Origin of the sequence: Lentzea sp. NPDC092896 (assembly GCF_044754905.1) — a bacterium.
Classification (GTDB): domain Bacteria; phylum Actinomycetota; class Actinomycetes; order Mycobacteriales; family Pseudonocardiaceae; genus Lentzea.
This window is the reverse complement of the sequence record NZ_JBIVPX010000009.1, coordinates 14,890-36,491: the sequence shown is the minus strand read 5'-3', so window position 1 is coordinate 36,491 and position 21,602 is coordinate 14,890. Positions and strand designations below refer to the sequence as shown.

27 protein-coding genes are annotated in these 21,602 nt (G+C 69.1%); 13 read left to right on the top strand and 14 right to left on the bottom strand.

What is annotated here, in order from left to right:
* The first annotated feature begins 88 nt into the window (after positions 1–88).
* Positions 89–343 (top strand): WhiB family transcriptional regulator, encoded by a 255-nt coding sequence (locus tag ACIQF0_RS35100; protein WP_015104912.1) that lies wholly within the window; start codon positions 89–91, stop codon positions 341–343.
* Positions 344–495: 152 nt separating this feature from the next.
* On the opposite strand, the gene ACIQF0_RS35095 is transcribed toward ACIQF0_RS35100, so the two are convergent.
* Complete coding sequence (locus ACIQF0_RS35095; protein WP_360047297.1) at positions 496–1,974, bottom strand: histidine kinase N-terminal domain-containing protein; 1,479 nt, start codon at positions 1,972–1,974, stop codon at positions 496–498.
* 54 nt (positions 1,975–2,028) lie between these two features.
* Here ACIQF0_RS35095 and ACIQF0_RS35090 point away from each other — a divergent pair, with 54 nt between their 5' ends.
* On the top strand, positions 2,029–2,103 hold the full coding sequence (locus ACIQF0_RS35090; protein WP_369809028.1) for a 50S ribosomal protein bL37: 75 nt from the start codon (positions 2,029–2,031) through the stop codon (positions 2,101–2,103).
* 63 nt (positions 2,104–2,166) lie between these two features.
* Here ACIQF0_RS35090 and rsrA read toward each other — a convergent pair whose 3' ends face one another.
* Positions 2,167–2,427, bottom strand: coding sequence for a mycothiol system anti-sigma-R factor (rsrA, locus tag ACIQF0_RS35085; RefSeq protein ID WP_360047237.1), 261 nt, complete (start codon positions 2,425–2,427; stop codon positions 2,167–2,169).
* On the bottom strand, positions 2,424–3,098 hold the full coding sequence (locus ACIQF0_RS35080) for a sigma-70 family RNA polymerase sigma factor (RefSeq protein ID WP_360047236.1): 675 nt from the start codon (positions 3,096–3,098) through the stop codon (positions 2,424–2,426). Before ACIQF0_RS35080 ends, rsrA begins: the two co-directional genes overlap by 4 nt.
* A gap of 50 nt (positions 3,099–3,148) precedes the next feature.
* Here ACIQF0_RS35080 and ybaK point away from each other — a divergent pair, with 50 nt between their 5' ends.
* Positions 3,149–3,625 (top strand): Cys-tRNA(Pro) deacylase, encoded by a 477-nt coding sequence (gene ybaK / locus ACIQF0_RS35075; protein WP_360047235.1) that lies wholly within the window; start codon positions 3,149–3,151, stop codon positions 3,623–3,625.
* Here the strand turns inward: ybaK and ACIQF0_RS35070 are convergent.
* Together ACIQF0_RS35070 and ACIQF0_RS35065 are read right to left on the bottom strand one after the other, a co-directional pair.
* The gene (locus tag ACIQF0_RS35070) at positions 3,622–4,131 is read right to left on the bottom strand and encodes a hypothetical protein (RefSeq protein WP_401036893.1); all 510 of its coding nucleotides are present in this window, start codon (positions 4,129–4,131) and stop codon (positions 3,622–3,624) included. The two genes, ybaK and ACIQF0_RS35070, sit on opposite strands and share 4 nt — an antisense overlap.
* 133 nt (positions 4,132–4,264) lie before the next feature.
* Positions 4,265–4,807: a DinB family protein gene (locus ACIQF0_RS35065; protein ID WP_401036891.1), complete on the bottom strand. Its 543-nt coding sequence runs from the start codon at positions 4,805–4,807 to the stop codon at positions 4,265–4,267.
* Between the two features lie 65 nt (positions 4,808–4,872).
* Between ACIQF0_RS35065 and ACIQF0_RS35060 the strand changes: the two genes are divergently transcribed.
* Positions 4,873–5,730, top strand: coding sequence for a hypothetical protein (locus tag ACIQF0_RS35060; protein WP_401036888.1), 858 nt, complete (start codon positions 4,873–4,875; stop codon positions 5,728–5,730).
* On the opposite strand, the gene ACIQF0_RS35055 is transcribed toward ACIQF0_RS35060, so the two are convergent.
* Together ACIQF0_RS35055 and ACIQF0_RS35050 are read right to left on the bottom strand one after the other, a co-directional pair.
* Complete coding sequence (locus ACIQF0_RS35055; protein ID WP_401036886.1) at positions 5,727–6,338, bottom strand: alpha/beta family hydrolase; 612 nt, start codon at positions 6,336–6,338, stop codon at positions 5,727–5,729. The genes ACIQF0_RS35060 and ACIQF0_RS35055 overlap by 4 nt on opposite strands.
* A complete protein-coding gene (locus ACIQF0_RS35050) occupies positions 6,335–7,024 on the bottom strand; it encodes an SOS response-associated peptidase (protein WP_401036884.1) in 690 nt (229 codons plus the stop codon). The genes ACIQF0_RS35055 and ACIQF0_RS35050 overlap by 4 nt, the downstream gene beginning before the upstream one ends.
* Positions 7,025–7,109: 85 nt before the next feature.
* Here ACIQF0_RS35050 and aroA point away from each other — a divergent pair, with 85 nt between their 5' ends.
* From aroA to ACIQF0_RS35025, 5 genes are read left to right on the top strand one after another with little or no spacing between them, the layout of a single operon-like run.
* Positions 7,110–8,378 (top strand): 3-phosphoshikimate 1-carboxyvinyltransferase, encoded by a 1,269-nt coding sequence (aroA, locus tag ACIQF0_RS35045; protein WP_401036882.1) that lies wholly within the window; start codon positions 7,110–7,112, stop codon positions 8,376–8,378.
* Positions 8,379–8,380: 2 nt separating this feature from the next.
* Positions 8,381–9,379, top strand: coding sequence for a ribosome small subunit-dependent GTPase A (rsgA, locus tag ACIQF0_RS35040; protein ID WP_360047228.1), 999 nt, complete (start codon positions 8,381–8,383; stop codon positions 9,377–9,379).
* 28 nt (positions 9,380–9,407) lie between these two features.
* Entirely contained in the window at positions 9,408–9,941 is a 534-nt protein-coding gene (locus ACIQF0_RS35035; protein ID WP_401036880.1) for a DUF3558 family protein, read from the top strand.
* 14 nt (positions 9,942–9,955) lie between these two features.
* On the top strand, positions 9,956–10,447 hold the full coding sequence (locus ACIQF0_RS35030; RefSeq protein ID WP_401036878.1) for a hypothetical protein: 492 nt from the start codon (positions 9,956–9,958) through the stop codon (positions 10,445–10,447).
* Positions 10,444–10,917 (top strand): hypothetical protein, encoded by a 474-nt coding sequence (locus ACIQF0_RS35025; RefSeq protein ID WP_401036877.1) that lies wholly within the window; start codon positions 10,444–10,446, stop codon positions 10,915–10,917. The genes ACIQF0_RS35030 and ACIQF0_RS35025 overlap by 4 nt, the downstream gene beginning before the upstream one ends.
* 3 nt (positions 10,918–10,920) lie before the next feature.
* On the opposite strand, the gene pruA is transcribed toward ACIQF0_RS35025, so the two are convergent.
* Positions 10,921–12,549 (bottom strand): L-glutamate gamma-semialdehyde dehydrogenase, encoded by a 1,629-nt coding sequence (gene pruA, locus ACIQF0_RS35020; RefSeq protein ID WP_401036875.1) that lies wholly within the window; start codon positions 12,547–12,549, stop codon positions 10,921–10,923.
* 87 nt (positions 12,550–12,636) lie between these two features.
* On the opposite strand from pruA, the gene ACIQF0_RS35015 reads away from it, so the two are divergent.
* Complete coding sequence (locus ACIQF0_RS35015) at positions 12,637–12,972, top strand: VOC family protein (RefSeq protein ID WP_401036872.1); 336 nt, start codon at positions 12,637–12,639, stop codon at positions 12,970–12,972.
* A 2-nt stretch (positions 12,973–12,974) separates the two neighbouring features.
* The gene (locus ACIQF0_RS35010) at positions 12,975–13,802 is read left to right on the top strand and encodes a GNAT family N-acetyltransferase (RefSeq protein WP_401036869.1); all 828 of its coding nucleotides are present in this window, start codon (positions 12,975–12,977) and stop codon (positions 13,800–13,802) included.
* On the opposite strand, the gene ACIQF0_RS35005 is transcribed toward ACIQF0_RS35010, so the two are convergent.
* From ACIQF0_RS35005 to ACIQF0_RS34995, 3 genes are read right to left on the bottom strand one after another with little or no spacing between them, the layout of a single operon-like run.
* The gene (locus ACIQF0_RS35005) at positions 13,799–14,290 is read right to left on the bottom strand and encodes a DUF6912 family protein (RefSeq protein ID WP_401036866.1); all 492 of its coding nucleotides are present in this window, start codon (positions 14,288–14,290) and stop codon (positions 13,799–13,801) included. The two genes, ACIQF0_RS35010 and ACIQF0_RS35005, sit on opposite strands and share 4 nt — an antisense overlap.
* Entirely contained in the window at positions 14,287–15,678 is a 1,392-nt protein-coding gene (locus ACIQF0_RS35000; RefSeq protein WP_319975217.1) for a wax ester/triacylglycerol synthase family O-acyltransferase, read from the bottom strand. The genes ACIQF0_RS35005 and ACIQF0_RS35000 overlap by 4 nt, the downstream gene beginning before the upstream one ends.
* Positions 15,679–15,688: 10 nt before the next feature.
* The gene (locus ACIQF0_RS34995) at positions 15,689–16,354 is read right to left on the bottom strand and encodes a phosphotransferase (RefSeq protein ID WP_360047220.1); all 666 of its coding nucleotides are present in this window, start codon (positions 16,352–16,354) and stop codon (positions 15,689–15,691) included.
* Between the two features lie 105 nt (positions 16,355–16,459).
* Here ACIQF0_RS34995 and ACIQF0_RS34990 point away from each other — a divergent pair, with 105 nt between their 5' ends.
* A complete protein-coding gene (locus ACIQF0_RS34990; RefSeq protein ID WP_401036861.1) occupies positions 16,460–17,206 on the top strand; it encodes a TrmH family RNA methyltransferase in 747 nt (248 codons plus the stop codon).
* A gap of 5 nt (positions 17,207–17,211) precedes the next feature.
* Here ACIQF0_RS34990 and ACIQF0_RS34985 read toward each other — a convergent pair whose 3' ends face one another.
* A complete protein-coding gene (locus ACIQF0_RS34985; protein ID WP_360047218.1) occupies positions 17,212–17,511 on the bottom strand; it encodes a hypothetical protein in 300 nt (99 codons plus the stop codon).
* An 84-nt stretch (positions 17,512–17,595) separates the two neighbouring features.
* Positions 17,596–18,006 carry an HAD-IA family hydrolase gene (locus ACIQF0_RS34980; RefSeq protein ID WP_401036858.1) on the bottom strand — a complete coding sequence of 137 codons (411 nt, stop codon included), beginning with the start codon at positions 18,004–18,006 and terminating at the stop codon, positions 17,596–17,598.
* Between the two features lie 67 nt (positions 18,007–18,073).
* Between ACIQF0_RS34980 and ACIQF0_RS34975 the strand changes: the two genes are divergently transcribed.
* A complete protein-coding gene (locus ACIQF0_RS34975; protein WP_401036854.1) occupies positions 18,074–18,487 on the top strand; it encodes an Rv3235 family protein in 414 nt (137 codons plus the stop codon).
* A 64-nt stretch (positions 18,488–18,551) separates the two neighbouring features.
* On the opposite strand, the gene secA is transcribed toward ACIQF0_RS34975, so the two are convergent.
* On the bottom strand, positions 18,552–21,497 hold the full coding sequence (gene secA, locus ACIQF0_RS34970) for a preprotein translocase subunit SecA (RefSeq protein ID WP_360047215.1): 2,946 nt from the start codon (positions 21,495–21,497) through the stop codon (positions 18,552–18,554).
* Positions 21,498–21,602 lie beyond the last annotated feature (105 nt).

Below are 21,602 nucleotides of genomic sequence, written 5' to 3'. Positions count from 1 at the left end.
GTTCGTGAAAGCATTCACAAGCACCCCAAAAACGACCGCTGACAACCGGCGTGCCCTTGTGCGCGCCTATCGCTGAGGAGTAGTTCCAATGGACTGGCGCCACCGCGCGATCTGCCGCGACGAGGACCCCGAGCTGTTCTTCCCCGTTGGGAACAGTGGTCCCGCGCTGCTTCAGATCGCCGAGGCGAAGACCGTCTGCCGTCGTTGTCCCGTCGTCTCCGACTGCCTCGCCTGGGCACTCGAGAGCGGCCAGGACGCCGGCGTCTGGGGCGGGATGAGCGAAGACGAGCGCCGCGCCCTCAAGCGCCGCAACGCTCGCACGCGCGCCCGCAGCAACGCCTGAGCAGGCTGTTCGCCGCAGAAGCTGATACTGCGTTTGATCTTTGTAGGAGAAGCCCGACACCGTGCCAGGTGTCGGGCTTCTTTGTTTGCACACCCTCCCGCATGACCACGTGAGACCGCTGAGGCTGGCCGTCACGTGTGCACGGCGTTAGTTTAGCGCCGCCCTCTGAGCGGCACGCGCAGGACCGCCTCAGTACCGCCTCGGGGCCGTCGCCGCAAGCTCAATGAGCCTCTCAATTCGGAATCGACGAGGGTCCGAACGATCTGCAGACCCAGCCGATCGGTGCGTTCCAGGGAGAAACCCTGCGGAAGGCCCTTGCCGTCGTCGGTGATCGTCACGTCGAGCCACTTCGCGGACCGCTCGGAGTGCACGACGACCTCTCCGCGCTGGCCAGGGGCGTAGGCGTGCTCGAACGCGTTCTGCACGAGCTCGGTCAGCACCATCACCAACGGGGTGGCGATTTCGGCCGGCACGATGCCGAACCCGCCCTCGCGACGCACGCTGACCTGGGTCTCCGTGACGGCCACGTCGCTCATCATCGGGATGACCTTGTCGACCACGTCGTCGAGGTCGACCCTCTCGTCAACGGACATCGACAACGTCTCGTGAACCAGTGCGATGGAAGTCACACGGCGAACGGACTCGGCGAGCGCCTCCTTCGCCTCCGGGTTGCTCAGCCTGCGGCTTTGCAGTCTCAGCAGGGCCGCGACGGTCTGCAGGTTGTTCTTCACCCGGTGGTGGATCTCGCGAATCGTGGCGTCCTTCGACATCAACGCACGGTCACGGCGGCGCACCTCGGTCACGTCGCGGCACAGCACGATGGCGCCCGCGGCCTGCCCGCGTGGCCTTAGAGGCAAAGAACGGAACAGCACCGCTGCACCGCGCCGTGACTCGGCCTCCATGCGCATCGACGGCTGGCCGTCCAGCGCCTGCCTGATCCGCTGGGCGACCTCGGTGGCGTCGAACGGGTCGCCGATCAGGCTGCGCGTCAGCGGTGCGAGGTGCACGCCGACGAGGTCCGAGGCGTGCCCCATGCGGTGGTACGCCGACAGCGCGTTCGGCGACGCGAACACCACCGCGCCGGACGGGTCGAGCCTGATCAGGCCGTCGCCGACGCGCGGACTGGTGTGCACGTCCGGCGAGGGTTCGGGCGCGGGGAACGTGCCGTCCGCGATCATCTGGCACAGGTCGGCGGCACTGCCGAGGTACGAGATCTCCAACGGCGACGGCACGCGCGGCACCGCCAGGTTGGTGCTGCGGCTCAGCACCGCGATGACCTGCGTGCCCAGCCGCACCGGGATGGTCTCGCGCCGCACCGGCACGCCCAGGTGCCAGCGCGGGTCCTCCTCGCGGCAGATCCGCGACTCGTCGATGGCCCTGCGCAGCTGCGGGTGCTCGTCCGTGTCGACCTCGCTGCCGACGACGTCCTCTGGGTGGGCCGTCGGCGCCGTCGTGGGACGGGCCTGGGCCACGCAGAGGAACTTGGCGTCGTCGAGCGGAACCCACATGACGAAGTCCGCGAACGACAGGTCGGAGAGGAGTTGCCACTCCGCGACGACCAGCTGGAGGTGGTCGACGGCGGCGCCGGAGAGCTTCGTGTGCTCGGCCAAGAGGTCCGTGAGCGTGCTCAGAACTCCTCCATGAGAAACTGGTGGGTGAAGCAGTTCTGATCCTAGGAGACACCCATGTCGAAGCGTGCTCGCAAGCGCCGCGACCGCAAAAAGGGCGGCGCCAACCGAGGCAAGCGCCCCAACGCCTGAGTCGTGCGAAAGGCCCTGGACACCATCACGGTGACCAGGGCCTTTTGTCTTGCTGGAGGACTTTCAGTCCTCGGTGCGGATCGTCACGATCGTGGCGCGGATGCGCGCCTTCAGATCCGCGGGGGCGTAGTCCCCACCACACTTGCGGGCGAGCAGCGCCTTGAGGTGCTCCTCCAGCCCGAACTGCTCGAGGCACGGATGGCACTCGTCGAGGTGCGTCTGCAGTGCCGCGCGCCGGCCCTGGTCGCATTCCTGGTCCAGGAACAGCCAGACCTCGGACAGCACCTCTGAGCAGTCGGTGTCGTGGGGTTCGCCGCAGTTCATGACGCGTCTCCGTTGCTGCCGTTGCCGCCTCGGAGGAAGCCACGGTCGCGGGCGACGTCCGCCAGCATGTCGCGGAGCTGGCGACGGCCCCGGTGCAACCGGGACATCACCGTGCCGATCGGGGTGCCCATGATGTCTGCGATCTCCTTGTACGCGAAGCCTTCGACATCGGCGAGGTAGACCGCGATCCGGAACTCCTCCGGCAACCGCTGCAATGCTTCCTTGACGTCGCTGTCGGGCAGGTTGTCGAGTGCCTCGACCTCGGCGCTGCGCAGCCCGGACGAGGTGTGGCTCTCCGCCTGCGCCAGCTGCCAGTCCGTGATCTCTTCGGTCGGCTGCTGAATCGGCTGGCGCTGCTTCTTGCGGTAGCCGTTGATGTAGGTGTTCGTCAGGATTCGGTAGAGCCAGGCCTTGAGGTTCGTGCCCTCCGAGAAGGACGCGAACGCCGAGTAGGCCTTGAGGAACGTCTCCTGCACCAGGTCCTCGGCGTCCGCCGGATTGCGCGTCATGCGCAGGGCAGCCGAGTACAGCTGGTCGAGCATGGGCATCGCGTCGCGCTCGAAACGTGCAGCGCGCTCCGCCGTCGTCTCTGTCGTGCCGGTGGCGGGCACCGCGCTCCCTTCCCACAGGTTCTGGGTCGGGACTGACTTTACGCGTGACCGCTCAAGCATGTTCGTTGCCACGTTCTGGGTAACAACGGAGGGGCTGGTAGTAATTCCGCATGGCCGGACGTGGGACCCCCGCCACAGCGCTGCTGGACAAGCAGCGGGTGGCGCACACCTTGCACTCGTACGAGCACGACCCCAGGCACGAGTCCTACGGGCTGGAGGCGGCCGAGGCGCTCGGGCTGGTGCCGGGCCGTGTCTTCAAGACGCTCGTGGCCGAGGTGGACGGCAAGCTCGCGGTCGGCGTCGTGCCGGTGACCGGGCAGCTCGACCTGAAAGGCCTCGCCGCCGCGCTGAAGGGCAAGAAGGCGAAGATGGCGGTCGTCGCCGATGCCGAACGCGCGACGGGTTATGTCGCCGGGGGTATTTCACCTCTTGGCCAGAAAAAGCGCCTTCCGGTCGTGCTCGACGAGTCGGCGATGCAATTCGAGACGGTTTTCTGCAGCGCGGGCAGGCGTGGTCTCGAAGTCGAGATCACGCCTGCCGACCTGGTGCGACTCACCAATGCGGTGGTCGCCGGAATCAGTGCTTAACCGACCGGCGCCACGATGCCGCCGCTCCGGACGTATTCAGCACCGATACCGGACGCCGGCCACGCGACGGTGACCAAAGCGCCCAGCTCGCCCTGGCCGGGCAGGTTGAAGCGGACGAAGGCGGGGAACTGCTGGGGGCCCTCGCTGTTCGACGCCACGTACTTGGCGGCATAGCTGTCCCCGCCGACCAGCGTCTCGCTGTACGGAGGTTGGCCTCCGTTCAGGGCGGCGTGGATGTCGTTGCCTTTCCAGTCGAGGAAGCGCAGGTTGCTCACGGTGCCACCGATCCTGCAGGAGACACCCTCCGCGGCGACGAAACGGATCACGTGCGCCTTGTCCTTGACCGACGGAGAGCGCATGTCGTCGACGCGGATCGCCAGATCGTCGCCGGTGCACCACGGAGCCGCCGCCGGGTCGGAGGCCTGAGCGGCAGAGGACGCCACGACGGCCAATGCGGCAGTGCCGGACAATGCGGCTGCGGTCGCGATCGTGCGGAAACGGCTCACGTGTTCTCCCGAATTCGTCTCGATAGGCGTTCGCCTTACACACTGATCGACGACTCGGAGATACGGTCGGTTGTCACGAACATCGGATTTCGTACTTTCGGCCGACCAATTCCTCCATTCGGAAGAGCTCGCCCTACTCGCCGGTCTGACCGTCGACTGCTTCCCTGATGAGATCGGCGTGGCCGTTGTGCCGTGAATATTCCTCGACCATGTGGGTCAGGATCCACCGCAGGCTCACCTTGCGGCCGTCCGGCCACGGCGCGCGCTGGGAGAGCTGACCGAGGTCACCGGTCTTCAGTGCCTCGTCGACGGCCTTGCGGGCGCGGGCGACCTCGTCCTGCCAGAGGGCGTTGAGCTGCTCCGGGGTGTCCTGGGCCGCCGAGTGCCAGTCCCAGTCGTTGTCGGCCTTCCAGTCGACGCTCGCCCACGGCTCCAGCGGGTCGCGGTCGTGCAGGACGGTGTGGAACCACTGCTGCTCGACGTACGCGATGTGCTTGATCAGGCCGCCGAGGGTCATCGTGGACTTGGCGGCGGTCTGGTCCAGCTGCTCGGCGGTGAGGCTGGCGGTCTTCCACGCGAGGGTGGCGCGCTGGAACTCGAGGAAGCCGTTCAGGGTCGCGAGCTCGTCGCCGTCCAGCGGCGGTTCGGGGCGGCCCTGCTCGTCGAAGTCGGTCATGGGCGTGATCTCAGTCGAAGACGTACAGTGCCACCACATGGTCTAGACCACAGCAGGAGGCAGACGTGCGCATCCTCGACCTCGACCGCACCGGGCTCGCCGCGCTCCGCGGGCAGGAACTCTCCCGCGCCGTGGCGGCGTCCGAGGGCAGGACCATGGTCGCCGAGGTGTTCGCCGACCGCGCCGCGTTGTCGTTCGACGGGCAGACCGGCGTGCACAACGCCGAACTGATGGCCGCGTTCGGCGCCGACGTCATCGTGCTCAACATGATCGACCGGGTCTGGGACGGCACCACGTTCCGCTTCCCCGGCCTCGGCGAGCTGCCCAGCCTGACCGCGCTGGCCGAGCGGATCGGACGGCCGATCGGCGTCAACCTGGAGCCAGGAACCGTTCCCGAGCTGCGCAAAGCCACTCACGACAACGCTCAGAGGCTCGCCGACGCCGGCGCCGCGCTCATCGTGCTGACCGCGAACCCCAGCACCGACGGCTCGCTCGACGGCATGGCCGCCGCCACCGGGAAGATCCGCACGCAGGCCGCGCTCTGGGTCGGCAAGATGCACCACGCCGGCCATCCCGAACCGATCACCGCACAGAAGCTCGTCGCCCTCGTCGAGGCGGGCGCCGACGGGGTGATCCTCCCCATCCCCGGCACGCTGCCCGGCATCACCAGGGAGGCCGCGGCCGTCGCCGTCCAGGCCGTGCACGAGGCCGGAGCGGTCGTCATGGGCGCGATCGGCACGTCGCAGGAGGGCTCGCACACCAACGTCGTGCCGCAGCTGGCCCTCACCGCCAAGGAGATCGGGGTCGACGCCCACCACATCGGCGACTGCTTCCTGCCGGGCATGGGCGACCCCGAGCTGCTCTACGCCTACTCGGTCGCGGTCCGGGGTCGCAGGCACACCTGGACCCGGATGGCCCGCTAGTCGAGCGGTCGCAGCACCCGGTCCATCCACTCGCCGACGTAGCGGCCGACGTCCGCGACGGACGCCTTCAGCGAGTGGTCGCCCTTGAGCAGCACGACCTCGCGGTGGTTGGCCACCTCCGGCTGGCCGAACGGGTCGTTCTCGCCCTGCACGACCAGCGTGGCGACCTCGACGCCGTCCAGCTCGGCCATCCGGGACTTCTCCGGCCTGCCCGGCGGGTGCACCGGGAACGCCAGGCACAGCACCGCCACCGCCTGGCCCTCGACCGAGGTGCGGCAGGCCACGCGCGCGCCCGACGACCGGCCCCCGAACACCAGGGGCAGGCCGTCGAACCAGCGTTCGCCCAGGTCCTCGACCACGGACAACCAGGCGGTGTCGAGCTGACCGGCCGGCGCCGGGGCACGACGGCCCGCGACGCGGTAGGGCTGTTCGATCAAGGCCACGTGCACGCCGACGGAGTTCGCGGCGCGGCACGCGGCGACCAGATCCGGGGCCTCGACGCCGCCACCGGCGCCGTGACCCAGAAGCAGAGCGGCACGCGGTTCGTGGGCACAGTGCAGTGAGGCCCTCGCGGGGCCGTGCGGCGTGTCCACCAACAGCGTGGTCACGGCAGCTCTGCGCGTTCGATCAGGGAGGCGTTGTTGTTCTTCACGCTGTTCACATCGGTCGACACCGGGCGCAACTCCAGTGCCTCGACGATCGACAGGTCCGGGGTCAGCAGTTCGGACGGGTCCAGCGACGTCGGGTCGAGCCACGCCGACCAGCGGTCCTGAGGCAGCAGCAACGGCATGCGGTTGTGCACCTCGGTCAACGCACCCATGGACTCAGTGGTGAGCACCGCGCACGTGACGGTCGGAACGTCGTCCTTCCACCACACGGACCACAGGCCCGCCATCGCCAGGGACGTGTCGTCCCCGAGCGTCATGAAGTACGGCTGCTTGCGCCCCTCGGCCGGCTGCCACTCGTACCAACCGGCGGCGGGGATGATGCAGCGCCGCTTGATCGCCGACTGCTTGTACGCGGGCTTGGTCAGCACGGTCTCGGCGCGGGCGTTGATCATCTTGGCCGCGCCGGAGAGGTCCTTGGCCCAGTGCGGGACGAGACCCCAGCGCATGACGCGGATGCTGCGTTCCAGCTCCTCGTCCTCGGGCTTGCGCTCGACCACGGCCATGACGTGCTTGGTGGGAGCGACGTTGTAGTCCGCCCCCGGTGCCTCGTCGCCGGTCCCGTCCACCGCGTCGAACTCGGCCGCCAGCAACGCCGGGTCCTTGGTGGAGGCGTACCTACCGCACAAAACCGATCACCTCCGAAGTTGCGATAATCCCACGTCCCGCACACCAGTGCGAACTGTCCCAGGACGGATGCGGGATCATCTGTGCATGACTCAGCACTGGTCAGCCCCCAGCGCGTCCGGCCCAGTCCACTCGACGGTGCCGGTGCCCGGCTCGAAGTCGATCACGAACCGCGTTCTGGTGCTCGCGGCACTGGCCGACGGGCCGTCCACGGTCCACGCGCCGTTGCGCAGCCGCGACACGGTGCTGATGACCGCCGCGCTGTCGTCGCTCGGCGTCGGGATCACCGATCGCGAGGACGGCGGCTGGGACGTCATGCCCGGTCTGCTGCGCGGGCCGGCCGACGTCGACTGCGGTCTGGCGGGCACGGTCATGCGCTTCCTGCCGCCCGCCGCCGCGCTGGCCGAGGGCGGCATCCGGTTCGACGGCGACCCGCACGCCCGCACGCGACCGATGAGCACCGTGCTGGGTGCGTTGCGGTCGCTGGGCGTGGAGATCGAGGGCGACGCACTGCCGTTCACGTTGCACGGCACGGGGTCGGTACCAGGCGGCGAGGTGACGATCGACGCGTCGGGTTCGTCGCAGTTCGTGTCCGGGCTGCTGCTGTCCGCCGCCCGCTTCGACAAGGGCGTGACGATCCGGCACGACGGCAAGCCCGTGCCCTCGTTGCCGCACATCGAGATGACGGTCCAGACGCTGCGTTCGGTCGGCGTTCAGGTCGACACCAGCGTTCCGAACGTGTGGCACGTCGAGCCCGGCGTGATCGGCGCGCGCACGTGGCACGTGGAGCCGGACCTGTCGAACGCGACGGTGTTCCTGGCGGCGGCCGCGGTGACCGGCGGCGAGGTGACGATCCCGCACTGGCCTTCCACCACGACCCAGCCCGGTGACGCGGTGCGCGGCATCCTGGAGCGCATGGGCTGTGCGGTCGAGGTGTCGGACGAGGGCCTGACCGTGCGCGGACCGGCGAAGCTGTCCGGTGTGGACATCGACCTGCGCGACGAGAGCGAACTGACGCCGACCGTCGCCGCACTGGCCGCGGTGGCCGAGGGCCGCACGACCATCCGGGGCGTGGCGCACATCCGCGGCCACGAGACCGATCGGATCGCCGCACTCGTCAACGAGATCAACGCGGTGGGCGGCGACGCGACCGAGACCGAGGACGGCCTGATCATCGACCCGCGGCCGTTGCACGGTGGCGTGTGGAAGGCCTACGCCGACCACCGGATGGCCACCGCGGGCGCGATCATCGGTCTGGTCGTACCGGGCATGTCGGTCGACGACATCGGCAGCACGACCAAGACGATTCCCGACTTCCCAGGGATGTGGAACGCCATGCTCACCGGGGGCGCGTAGAAGTGGCCAAGCAGGACTGGCGCAAGCTCGACGAGTCCGACGTGCGCGTGCGCCCCGGCAGGGGAACGCGGCCGCGCAGCAAGATCAGGCCGGAACACGCCGACGCCGAGACCGCGATGGTGATCGGCGTGGACCGCGGCCGCTGGACGTGCGCGATGGAGTCCGGCGCCGTCGTCACGGCGATGCGTGCGCGCGAACTGGGCCGCAAGCCCGTGGTGGTCGGCGACCAGGTCGGCATCGTCGGGGACACGTCCGGCCTGCCGGACACGCTGGCCCGCATCGTGCGCATCGGGGAACGGACCTCGGTGCTGCGCCGGACCGCGGACGACACGGACCCGTTCGAACGCGTCGTCGTCGCGAACGCCTCCCAGCTCATCATGGTCGTCGCGCTGGCGGATCCCCCGCCGCGCACGGGTTTCATCGACCGGTGCCTGGTCGCCTCGTACGCGGGCGGCCTGGAACCGGTGCTGTGCCTGACGAAGTCCGACCTCGCCTCGCCGGACTCGCTGCTGGCGCTCTACACCGAGCTCGACGTGCCGGTGATCGTGACGCGCTCCGACGAGGAACCGGCCGCGTTGCGCGCGAGGCTCGCGAACACGGTGTCGTGCCTGATCGGCCACTCCGGCGTCGGCAAGTCCACTCTGGTCAACAAGCTCGTGCCGGACGCGAACCGCGCGGTGGGCGTGGTGTCCGGCGTCGGCAAGGGCCGTCACACCTCCACCCAGGCCGTGGCACTGCGCCTGCCGGAGGGCGGCTGGGTCGTGGACACGCCGGGCATCCGCTCGTTCGGCCTCGCGCACATCACGCCGGACGACATCGTGAAGGCCTTCCCGGACTTCGCCGAGGCCGCCGAGGAGTGCCCGCCCGGCTGCGGTCACCTGGGCTCGCCCGAGGATCCCGGCTGCATGCTGGACGAACTCGTACCGGACGCGCCGGGCCGCCTCACGTCGTTGCGGCGGCTGCTCGCGTCCCGGGCCGGCATGGACGACTACACGGATTGAGGTTGCGCCGGTCGTTCACACTCTCCCCATGAGGAGACTTCTGGGGGTCGCCGTGCTGTGCGCTGCCCTCACCGCGTGCACGGCCGAGATCCCCGGACCACCGCCGAAGCCGGTGCCGACCACGTCACCGCGCATCGACAAGCCCCGCGACGTGTCCGCGTTCGACGCGTGCAAGGCGCTGCCGACGGACGGCGCCAACTGGTACCTGAACGCGGCCACCGCTCCACCCGCGCCCGACGAGAAGAACCCGAGGTTCTGCAGGTACTCCTTCGGTTATCCGAAGGGCCCGCTGACCGTCCAGGTCGGACTGGAGGAGTTCGAGTACGACGAGGCGAAGCGGAACAACCCGAGCGGCCACCAGGGCGAGATCGACGGGCACACCGTGTGGTTCGCGTGCGACACGGACGCTTCGACGCTGGACTGCGGCGTGTGGGCAGCGGTCGGCTACGCGCGCACGCTGACCATCAGGACGCAGTCCCCCGGTGCGAACGAGGCCTGGTTGCTGAGCCACCGCACCACGTTGGTGCAGTACGTGCTCGACCGTCTCCCGAAATCGTCATGAGTCACACTTCCCGCATGAACACACGCCTGGGGGCTGTGGCACTGCTCGTTGCGCTGACCGCGTGCTCGACGCCCACGCCACCACCCGCTCCCGCACCCGCACCGAAACTGCGTGACCTGGCCACGGTCGACGCCTGCACGCTGCTCGTCGAGTCGGACTTCGCGAAGCCGTTCACCAAGGCACCGGAACCGCTCAACGAGCCGGCGACCTGCCGGTGGACGATCGAGAGCCAGTCCGTCTGGATGAGCGTCGAGAACGAGTCGCTGGACCAGGCGAAGGTCCGCGTGCGCGACGGCTCCGAGCTCACGGTCGAGGGCCACAAGGCGTGGTGGGGCGTGACGCACGACCGTTCCAGCGTGCCGCAGACGAGCCTGGGTGTCGTCGTGACCGAACTGGCCGCCGACCGCGTGCTGGTGCTGACCGCGGAGCGAACCCCGCCGAACTACGACATCGGGATGGTCGCCCGCACCCGGTCCGTCGCGGTGGTGCAAAGGTTGTTCTCATGATCCGACTGGTTCCGGTACTGCTCCTCGCCCTGACCGCGTGCTCGACCGGGCAGCCGTCCGGCCCGAAGTTCGAGGACGCCGACCCCTGCGCGCTGCTCGCGTCCGGTGACGCCGGGCAGCTCAGCGGCTCCCCCACCAGGACCGACCGGTCGTGCGACTTCCCGTTCGACTCGCTGACCGTGCGGCTGACGCTGCTGAGCGCGAAGTACGCGGACGAGTCGCAGAAGCTGTTGTCCGACGGCGGCTACGGGGGCGTGATCGACGGCGGCCAGGTCGGCGAGAGCGACGACCGCCCGGTGACCAGCAAGTGCGTCGACTCCTCTGGCGAGGTGACGTGCGACGCCGTCGTCGAGGTGCGGGACGGGCAGCTCATCGGGCTGAAGGTCCTGCAGCGCAGCCACGACCTCAACGTGGTCGGGCAGGTCACGCAGGGACTGGCGGCGAAGGCCTTCGGACGGCTGCCGAAGTGACCGCTACCCCATGTGCGGATACCGGTGATCGGTCGGCGGCACCAGGGTTTCCTTGATGGCGCGCGGGCTCGTCCACCGCTGCAGGTTGTAGATCGAGCCCGCCTTGTCGTTGGTGCCGGACCCGCGCGACCCGCCGAACGGCTGCTGCCCGACGACGGCCCCGGTCGGCTTGTCGTTGACGTAGAAGTTGCCCGCGGCGAACCGCAGGGCGCGATGTGCCTGGTCGATGGCCACTCGGTCGCGCGCGAAGATGGCGCCGGTCAGCGCGTACGGCGTGGAGGTGTCGATGGTCTCCATCATCTTCGGGAAGTCCCCGTCCTCGTAGACGTGCACGGCGAGGATCGGGCCGAAGTACTCCGTGGTGAAGATGTCGTGGTGCGGGTCGGTGCCGAGCAGCACCGCGGGGTCGACGAAGTAGCCCACCGAGTCGTCGCACGAGCCGCCGGCCAGCACCTCGACCGAAGTGGACGCGGACGCCATCAGCAACGCTTCCTTGTGCTTGGCGAACGCGCGGTGGTCAATCACGGCGCCACCGAAAGCCGACAGGTCCGTGACATCGCCGTAGGACAACGACTTCGTGATGTCGAGCAGCTGTTCGCGGACGCCGCCCTCCCACAACGAACGCGCGATGTACGCACGTGAGGCCGCGGAGCACTTCTGGCCCTGGTACTCGAAAGCGCCGCGCACCAGCCCCGTGACGAGCGCACGAGGATCGGCGGAAGCGTGTGCCAGCACGAAGTCCTTGCCGCCGGTCTCGCCGACGACGCGCGGGTAGGCGCGGTAGTTGTCGAGGTTGCCCGCCATGGTCTGCCACAACGCCTTGAACGTGCGCGTGGACCCGGTGAAGTGCAGGCCGGCGAAGAACCTGTCCCGCAACGCCACCTGGCTCACCGCCTGGCCGTCACCGGTGACGAGGTTGATCACGCCCGGCGGCAGACCGGCCTCCTCCAGCAGCCGCATGGTGAAGTGCGCGGCCAGCTGCTGCGTCGGCGACGGCTTCCACACCACGGCGTTGCCCATCAGGGCGGGCGCGAGCGGCAGGTTTCCCGCGATGGCGGTGAAGTTGAACGGCGTGATCGCCACGACGAACCCGTCGAGCGGCCGGTGGTCCATCCGGTTCCACCCGCCCGGCGACGAGATCGGCTGCTCCTGCAGGATCCGTCGGCCGAAGTGGACGTTGAACCGCAGGAAGTCGATCAGCTCGCACGCCGCGTCGATCTCGGCCTGCTGCACGGACTTCGACTGGCCGAGGATCGTGGCGGCGTTGAGCGTGTCGCGCCACGGACCGGCGAGCAGGTCGGCCGCCCGCAGCATCACGGCAGCGCGTTCGTCGAACGGCAGCTCCTGCCACCCCGGCGCGGCGTGCTGGGCGGCGCGCATGGCGTCCGCGACGTCGGAGTTCGTGGCCTGCGCCGTCACACCGAGAACGTGCTTGTGGTCGTGCGGCTGAACGACGTTGATGTGGTCGCCACCGCCCATGCGCTGCTGACCGCCGATGGTCATCGTCAGCTCGTGCGACGTGCCTTCAAGCTCGGCGATGCGCGCCTGCAGACTCGCCCGTTCGGCGCTGCCGGGTGCATAGGAGCGCACGGGCTCGTTGACCGGTTCGGGTGCAGACGTGACGGCGTCCATTCCCCCATCGTGGCACGCGGTAGTAGGGTCCGTCGGGTGGCGCGGGTGACTGGCATCGGCGGGGTTTTCCTGCGTTCAAGAGACCCTGTGCGTTTAGCGGCCTGGTACCGCGACAACCTGGGCGTGCCGATGAGCGAGAAGGGCACCGTCACCTTCCACTGGCTCGACACGGCGACGAACGAGTTCCCGGGCACCACGACGATGGCGTTGTTCGCCCAGGACACGCCCTACATCGGCGAACCCCACCAGCGCACGATGCTGAACCTGCGCGTGGACGACCTGGTGTCGTTGATGGCGAAGCTGAAGGCGCGCGGCGTCGAGGTCCTGCCCGACACCGAGGACTCGGAGTTCGGCCGGTTCGGGTGGTGCGTCGACCCCGAGGGCAACCGGATCGAGCTGTGGGAGCCCGCGGAAGGAATGTGATCGTGTTCGACGAGGCCGTGCGGGCGCTGCGCGAGTGGCAGCGCGACGACCTGCCGTTCCAGCTCCATCCGGGAGATCTGGGCTGGTATCGGCGTTTCGGCAACCAGGAGGCGGCCGCGGCGGTCCGGATCTGGCGTGCTGACGGGCAGATCGTCGCCGTCGGGCTGCTGGACGGCGCCGACCTGCTGCGGTTCACGATCGCGCCGGACGCCCGGCAGGACGAGGAACTGGCGCGGCGCCTGGCCGACGACGTCTGCGCTCCCGAACGCGGTGTCCTGCCCGCCGGGACGGTGTACGTCGAGTCCCCGCGGGGCACGCGGTTCCAGGAGCTGATGTTCGAGCGCGGCTGGCAGTCCGACGTGCCGTGGACGCCGCTGCGCCTTCGTCTCGGTGCCCAGCTGCTGGATCCCGATGTGCCGATCGAGGTCATCGGACATGACCACGCCGATGTGCACGCGGCCGTGATCCGGGCGTCGTTCGAGAAGTCGACGTTCACCGAGGAGCGCTGGCACGCGATGGCGGTCGGCTCGCCGTACGCCGACGCCCGGAGCCTGGTCGCGTTCGACCGGGGCGTCGCGGTGGCGGCGATCACCGTCTGGTCGGCGGGTCCTGGCAGGCCGGGGCTGATCGAACCGATGGGCGTGCACCGCGATCACCGCGGCAAAGGTTTCGGCACGGCGATCACCATCGCCGGAGCGGCGGCGTTGCGCGAACTCGGCTCGTCGAGCGCGCTCGTCTGCACGCCGAGTTCGAACGTCGGCGCCGTCGCCACCTATCGGGCAGCCGGTTTCGAAGCACTGCCCGAGGTGCACGACCAGCGCCGGGACTAGAGCAGCTCCAGCACGAACGGGAGTTCCTGCGCCGCGTACCAGGCCAGTTCGTGGTCCTCGGCGCTGCCCAGAGCGAACTCCGCGTCCGGGTCGCCGAGGTCGGCGGCGTCGATGACGTCCGCGGCCGCGCGCACGTCCTGCTCGGCCTCCGCGGTGTCGAGGTGGACGGCGGCGACGTCCTTCGTCGTGAACGAACCCCCGACCTTCACGACCGAGAAGTCGAGGTCCGGACGCAGCGTCACGTCGTCCATGTCCACCGCGAGCACCGCACGACGCGGCTCCGCCTTCTCGTCGGCGGCCAGCAGCCGCAGGGAAGCCCGTGCGGCGTCGAGCATGGCCGCGTACTCCAGCTCCTCGGTGTCGCCCGCCGCGTAGGACTCGCGCAGCGCCGGCGTCAGCGCGAAGGCCGTGCCGGTGACCGGAGCCAGTTCGCCGCTGTCGACGAACGCGCGCAGCATCGGCACCGTGGCCGGGATGTAGACCCTCATGCGCTCGCCGTCCCCATCAGTTCCTCCACCGACTCCTCGACCATGGTCGCGAGAACGTCCACATCGGACATGGCGTCGCGGTCGCCGTTCAACCCGAAGTAAACACCGCCGTCGTACGACGTCACCCCGATGGCCAGCGCCTGGTTCTTGGCGAGCGGGACGACCGGGAAGATCTCGGTCATTCTCGCGCCTGCCGCGTACAGGGGAACCTGCGGGCCGGGAACGTTGGTGACGATCACGTTGAACAGCCGGCGGCTGAACGAACTGGCGGCGCGTGCGCCGAGTGCGTGCAGCGTAGGCGGTGCGAAGCCGGAGACCTTCACCAGCGCGTCGGCGGCGACGGACTGGCCGGACTCCTGGTGCGCGCGCATCGCGTGGCTCACGTGGTGCAGGCGCACGACCGGGTTCGGTTCGCCGACCGGCAGATCGACCAGGTAGGCGCTCACGTTGTTGCCCGAGTCCGGGTCGGCCTCGCGGACGGACAGCGGCGCCATCGCACGGATCGTGGTGCTGCCGGTGACGTTCTCGCCACGGCTGAGCAGCCAGTTGCGCAGGGCCCCGCTCAGCGCCGCGAGCACCACGTCGTTGACGGTGCCGCCGTGCTGCTTGCGGATGGCGCGCAGGTCGTCGAGCTGGGCGCGGGCGACGGCGAACCGGCGCTGCGGCGAGGTGATCCGGACGTTCAGCGGACTGCCGGACGCGGGCGTCGCGACGGTGCGGACGGCACTCGCGAGCACGCCGAACGCGTTGAAGACCTTCTCGACCGTGTTGACGGTGTCGAGAGCCGCGCTGCGGACGTTCTCCACGAGCTCGCCGGGGCGCTGCACGATGTCGGTGACGGCGTCGGCCACGAGCTGCAGCGAGCTGGGCTCCGGCTGCGGCATCCAGAGGTTCTCGACGTTCGTGCGCGGCGTCGGCGACACGTCCAGCATGACCTGGCCGATCTCCAGCGACGCGATGCCGTCGATCATCGCCTGGTGGGTCTTGGTGATGACCGCGGTCTGGTTCTTCTCCAGGCCCTCGACCAGGTAGATCTCCCACAGCGGGCGGGAGTGGTCGAGCGGGCGCGACATCAGGCGCGCGACCAGGTCGTCCAGCTGCGTCTCGTTGCCCGGCTTGGGCAGGGCACTTCGGCGCACGTGGTAGGTGACGTCGAAGTCCGGGTCGTCCACCCAGACAGGCCGTGCGATGCGTCCAGGGACCTGCACGACCTTCTGCCGGTAGCGCGGCACGAGGCTGAGGCGTTGCTCGATGAGGTCGACGAGCTTGTCGTAGTCGAAACCGGCCTTGGGCCGGCGGAACACCGCCACGCCGCCGACGTGCATCGGCGTCGTGGAGTCCTCCAGGTACAGGAACGAGGCGTCCAGCGCTGACAGTCGGTCCGGCATACCACCCAGCCTAGTGGCGTTCGCGGTCCATCAACTTCTGAAGCGCGGCACGTTCGCGCGGATCACGGTCGTGCCGCTCCAGCCGGATGCGCGCGGCCTCCGGGATCGCGTTCTTCGCCTCCGGGTCCACGTTGGCCATGAACGACCGCAGGAACCGCCAGCGCGTGACCTTCATGACCGGTGCGAGGTGGGCGACGGCGAGCGAGACCCAGCTCAGCGCGACGTCGAGCCTGCGGTCACCCTTGGTCGCACTCGCCCAGTCCAGGACTACGGGCCCTTCCGGGCCGAGCACGACGTTGCCGGGGTGCAGGTCGAGGTGCAGGAGGTTGCCCTCGCCGCTCAGGAAGTCCGGTGCCGGGATGACGTCGAGGCGGTGGTGCAGGTCCGCGAGCTCCGCGCCGAGGCTGCCCGCGAGCCACGGCTTGCGGCCGATCTCCTCGGACATCCGCGGGCCGGGCACGTACTGCATCACGAGTTCGTCGGCGGTGGCGTCGTGCACGCGCGGCACGGGGATGCCGAAGCCGCTCAGGTACGACATCATCTCGGCCTCGCGCCGCAGGTCACGGCCGGTGCGCGTGCGTTTGACGAGCAGCCCGTCCGACCGGATGAACACATCCGAGTCCTGACCGCTCGCGAGATGTTGACGTTGCGCGACGCTGCGCATACCTGCCGTCATGTGACGATCATCATCGATATGATCCGAAACACAAGGGCCGAACGGCTCTAGTGGAGCTCTTCACCCGTTTGAGCCCCGTGTGCCGGGCTCTGGCACTCTCTTCCAGTGGAGATCTCGCCCAAGGACCGCTTCGTCACCGTCTACGGCCGCAAGCCAGTGCTGGAAGCGCTGGACGACCCGGCGCTCACGGTGGACAAGGTGGTGCTCGCCGACACGGCCCGAGGCGCGGCCGCGCACGAGATCATCGACGCGGCCCGCATGCGTGGGGTCCAGGTGCAGCGGGCGACCGCGCAGCGCGTGAAGGTGCTGGCCGGCAACGGCAAGCAGGACCAGGGCGTGCTCGCCGACGTCGTGGCGCCGCGCATGAAGCCGTTGGCGCTGGCACTCGAAGAGGGCGGGCTGAAGTCCGTGCTGGTGCTGGACGGCATCACCACGCCCGCGAACGTCGGCATGATCCTGCGCACCGCGACCGCCGCGGGCATCGACGGCATCGTGGTGCCGCGCCGGGGCGTCGCCTCGATCGACCCGCTCGTGGTGAAGGCCTCCGCCGGAGTGGCTTTCCGAGCGCCCGTGCTGCGCTGCGGCACCTCGGCGGAGGCCTCGGCTTTGTTGCGCGCGTCCGGCTTTCCGCTTTACGCGCTGGATTCCCACGCGTCCGACACGATTTATTCCGCCTCTTTTTCGTCGCGCTCCGCATTCGTGCTCGGCAGCGAAACGTCCGGAATCACCGACGACGTGCGTCCGCACATCACGTCGTGGCTCTCGATTCCGATGGCGGCGGGCGTGGAATCGCTGAATGTCGCGTCAGCGGCGGCCGTGCTCTGCTTCGAACTCGTGCGCCGGGCCCAGTGACCCGCTCAGAGCCAGTCGACGTGGTACCCGTTGACCCGCGGGTAGCCCAGCAGTGACGTGCAGGCCGCGACCGACGGCTCGCCCCTGACCCGGCCGATCGTCCCGTACTGGTCCCAGACGCCCAAGCCGTTCGTGCAGTGCGCGACGGCCCGGAAGCGGCCCGGCCTGCCCTCGTCGCAGAAGACCTCGACGGTGCGCCCGTCTCGCAGGTAATCCTCGTAGCAACCGCGTTCCTGCGCCTGCGCGGGTGATGCAATTGCCGTGGCTGCAATGGCGACTGCAACACAAGCGACAATTCTTCGCATTTTCTCCCCTAAGCATTCCGACTGCTGACCAAATCGACGGTAGTGCGTTGCCGAATATGGGGCAATGCGCTGCGGGGTGAACCCTCAATCGCGGAGCGCGATCGCTAGCAGGATTTCCAGCTCCTCGAGGGTGGACCGTGTCGACCGATGGTGGACGCCGACCATGCCCGCCTCCGCGGCGCCGCGGATGTTGACCGCGAGGTCGTCCACGAAGACGCACTCCTCCGGCTGGAGACCCAGCTTCCGGGCCGTGAGCAGGTAGATCTCGGTGTCCGGCTTCGCGAGCCCGACCTCGCCGGAGACGATCGCGGCGTCGAACAGGCCGGTGTAGACGGTCGGCGGATGCCACCAGCCGTCCGCGTTGGACAGCAGCGCGGTCTTGAGGCCGTGCGCCTTCGCTCTGCGCAGCGCGGTGAGCAGCGGAGGTTCGGCGGGGTTGTCCTCGCCGGGGTCGGTCAGGACGCCGCCGTAGTCGAGCACCAGGGCTTTCAGCACCTTGAGGACGGTACCCACTTTCGGGTGCCCGGTGTCCTGAAGTCGTTGTCGGCGCGCCAGGTTCGGCATGCCCCCAGTTGTTCGTCGCCTGCCCGCCTACGAGCCCCCGGTCGGAGTCTCCGGTGGCTTCGTGATTCCCCGGCCGCGGCCCAAGCCCGTCTGGGTGCCGGTGCCGGAACCGCCCTCGCCCGCCTTCGACGCCTCCCGGCTCGTCGCGGTCGTGCTGGAGGTGCTGGACGGGCGGCGTGCCACCCGGCTGCTGCGGGAGGTGGCGGTGCCCGTGCTGGCCGCACGGCTGGGCGGGCTGATTCGTCCTCGGACCACGCGGATGGTTCGCGCGCCCAGGGTCTGCCATCCGTCCCGGTTCGCGGCCGAGGTCTCGGTGACCGTGCGCAGGGAGGGGCGGGTGCTGGCCGTGGCCGGCCGGGCCGAGCACCGGGACGGGAGGTGGCGGTTCACCTCGTTCACGGTGCTGGAGTGAGGGTCCGGAAAAGCCGCGTGGGCCGCGTCCCCTGAGGAACACGGCCCACGCGGTGGTGGTGCGGTCAGCGCTTGCGCTGGTTCTTCGCCGCCTGACGGGCCGCCTCGCGGCGCTCCTTGCGGGTGCCGCCCTGCTGGCCGGCCGCGCCGTTCGCCTCGGCGTGCTCTTCGACGCCGCCGTCCTCGGCCGGGCCGCTGTAGTTCAGGTTCTGCTGGCCGGGGCCACCGAGACCCTTGCCGCGCAGGGCGGGCGGGATCGCGTTGCCGCTGGCCAGCTGGGCCATGGCCGGGCCGGCGGGAGCCTCGGGCTCCCGCTGCGCCTGCGCCTGTGCGGCCGCCGCGGCGCGGGCACGAGCGCGGGCACCGCCGCCACCGCCGTTGCCGGAGACCTGCGGGAGAGCCTGCGGGGCCGCGCCCAGGGCCACGGGGACCTGGGGCTCGGCGACGGGTTCCGGCTCGGCCGCCTCGACCTGGAGGTTGAACAGGAAGCCGACGGTCTCCTCGCGCAACGCGTCGAGCATCGCGTTGAACATCTCGAAGCCCTCGCGCTGGTACTCGATGAGGGGGTCGCGCTGCGCCATCGCGCGCAGGCCGATGCCCTCCTTCAAGTAGTCCATCTCGTACAGGTGCTCACGCCACTTGCGGTCCAGGACGGACAGCAGGACGCGACGCTCCAGTTCGCGGATGGCGCCTTCGCCGACCCGGCTGTCGATGTCGGCCTCGCGGGCGCGGTAGGCGTTCATCGCGTCCTCGACGAGGAGGTCGCGCAGGTACTCGCGCGTCACGTCCTCATCGGACTCGAGGATCTCCTTCGCGTCCAGCGAGACCGGGTAGAGGGTCTTGAGGGCGGTCCAGAGCTTCTCGAAGTCCCAGTCCTCGGCGTACCCGTCGGCGGTGGCGCCGTTGACGTACTCCTCGACGACGCTCACGATCATGTGCTCGACCTGGTCGCGCAGGTCCTCACCGGCGAGAACGCGGTGACGCTCGGCGTAGATCACCGTGCGCTGGCGGTTCATGACCTCGTCGTACTTGAGGACGTTCTTGCGGATCTCGAAGTTCTGCTGCTCGACCTGGGTCTGCGCGCTGCGGATCGCGCGGGTGACCATCTTGTGCTCGATCGGCACGTCGTCCGGCACGTTCAGGCGCGTCATGACCATCTCGACCATGGACGCGTTGAAGCGGCGCATCAGTTCGTCCTGCAGGGACAGGTAGAAGCGCGACTCACCGGGGTCGCCCTGACGGCCGGTGCGGCCGCGGAGCTGGTTGTCGATGCGGCGCGACTCGTGGCGCTCGGTGCCGAGCACGTAGAGACCGCCGGCCTCGCGGACCTCGTCGGCCTCGGCCTTGCCCTGGGTCGTCAGTTCCTCGACGACCTTGGCCCACTCGGCCTCGTACTCCTCCGGCGTCTCCACCGGGTCGAGGCCGCGGTCGCGCAGCTCGTGGTCGGCGATGATGTCCGGGTTGCCGCCCAGCACGATGTCCGTACCGCGACCGGCCATGTTCGTCGCGACGGTGACGGCGCCCTTGCGGCCCGCCTTCGCGATGATCAGCGCTTCGCGGTCGTGGTGCTTCGCGTTCAGCACCTCGTGCGGGATGCCCTTGCGCACCAGCAGCTTCGACAGGTACTCGGAGCGCTCGACGCTCGTCGTGCCGATCAGGACCGGCTGGCCGTTCTCGTGCTTCTCGGCGATGTCGTCGGCAACGGCCTCGAACTTCGCCTCCTCGCTCTTGTAGACGAGGTCGGGCTGGTCCTTGCGCTGCGGCGGGCGGTTCGTCGGGATCGGGACGACGCCCAGCTTGTAGGTCTGGTGGAACTCGGCCGCCTCGGTCTCGGCGGTACCGGTCATGCCGCCGAGCTTCTCGTACAGGCGGAAGTAGTTCTGCAGCGTGATCGTGGCGAGAGTCTGGTTCTCCGCCTTGATCTCGACGTTCTCCTTGGCCTCGATGGCCTGGTGCATGCCCTCGTTGTAACGGCGACCGGAGAGCACACGACCCGTGAACTCGTCGACGATCATGACTTCACCGTTGCGGAGGATGTAGTCCTTGTCGCGGTTGTAGAGCTCCTTGGCCTTGAGGGCGTTGTTCAGGTAGCCCACCAACGGCGTGTTCGCCGCCTCGTACAGGTTCTCGATGCCGAGCTGGTCCTCGATGAACTCCACACCGAGCTCGGTGACGGCGACCGTGCGCTTCTTCTCGTCGTACTGGTAGTGGAACGACTTCGACTTCTCCTCGATGACCTCGATGCGGTCCTTCTGGGAGAGCTGGGTGACGTCGATGCCGCGCATCCGCGGGGCCAGCCGCGCGAACTCCGTGTACCAGCGGGCCGACTGCTCGGCAGGGCCGGAGATGATCAGCGGCGTGCGGGCCTCGTCGATGAGGATCGAGTCGACCTCGTCGACGATCGCGAAGTAGTGGCCGCGCTGCACGCACTCGTCCAGGCTCCACGCCATGTTGTCGCGCAGGTAGTCGAAGCCGAACTCGTTGTTCGTGCCGTAGGTGATGTCCGAGTTGTACGACGCGCGCCGCTGCTCCGGAGTCATCTCGGAGAGGATCGCGCCGACGGACATGCCCAGGAAGCGGTGAACGCGGCCCATCCAGTCCGCGTCGCGCTTGGCCAGGTAGTCGTTCGTGGTGATGACGTGGACGCCCTTGCCGGCGATGGCGTTGAGGTAGACGGGCATGACCGAGGTCAGCGTCTTGCCCTCACCCGTGCGCATCTCGGAGATCTGACCGAGGTGCAGCGCCGCGCCACCCATGAGCTGAACGTCGTAGGGGCGCTGGCCGAGGGTGCGCTTCGCGGCCTCGCGGGCCACGGCGAACGTCTCCGGCAGCAGCTCGTCCAGCGACTCGCCCTCGGCGTAGCGCTTCCGGAACTCCTCGGTCTTGCCCCGCAACTCGGCGTCGGAGAGGTCCACCACCTCGTCTTCCAGGTGGTTGATGTGCTGTGCGATGTTGCGGAGGCGCTTGAGCATCTTGCCCTCGCCGGAGCGGAGCAGTCGGGACAGCACCATCTGGATAGACCTCATCACCTGTATCGCGGCGCGCCCACGTCGGACGCCTTTCCCCTGCCCATCGTAGGCAAGTCGCCAAGATGTGTGCACGGACACAGGCGGATT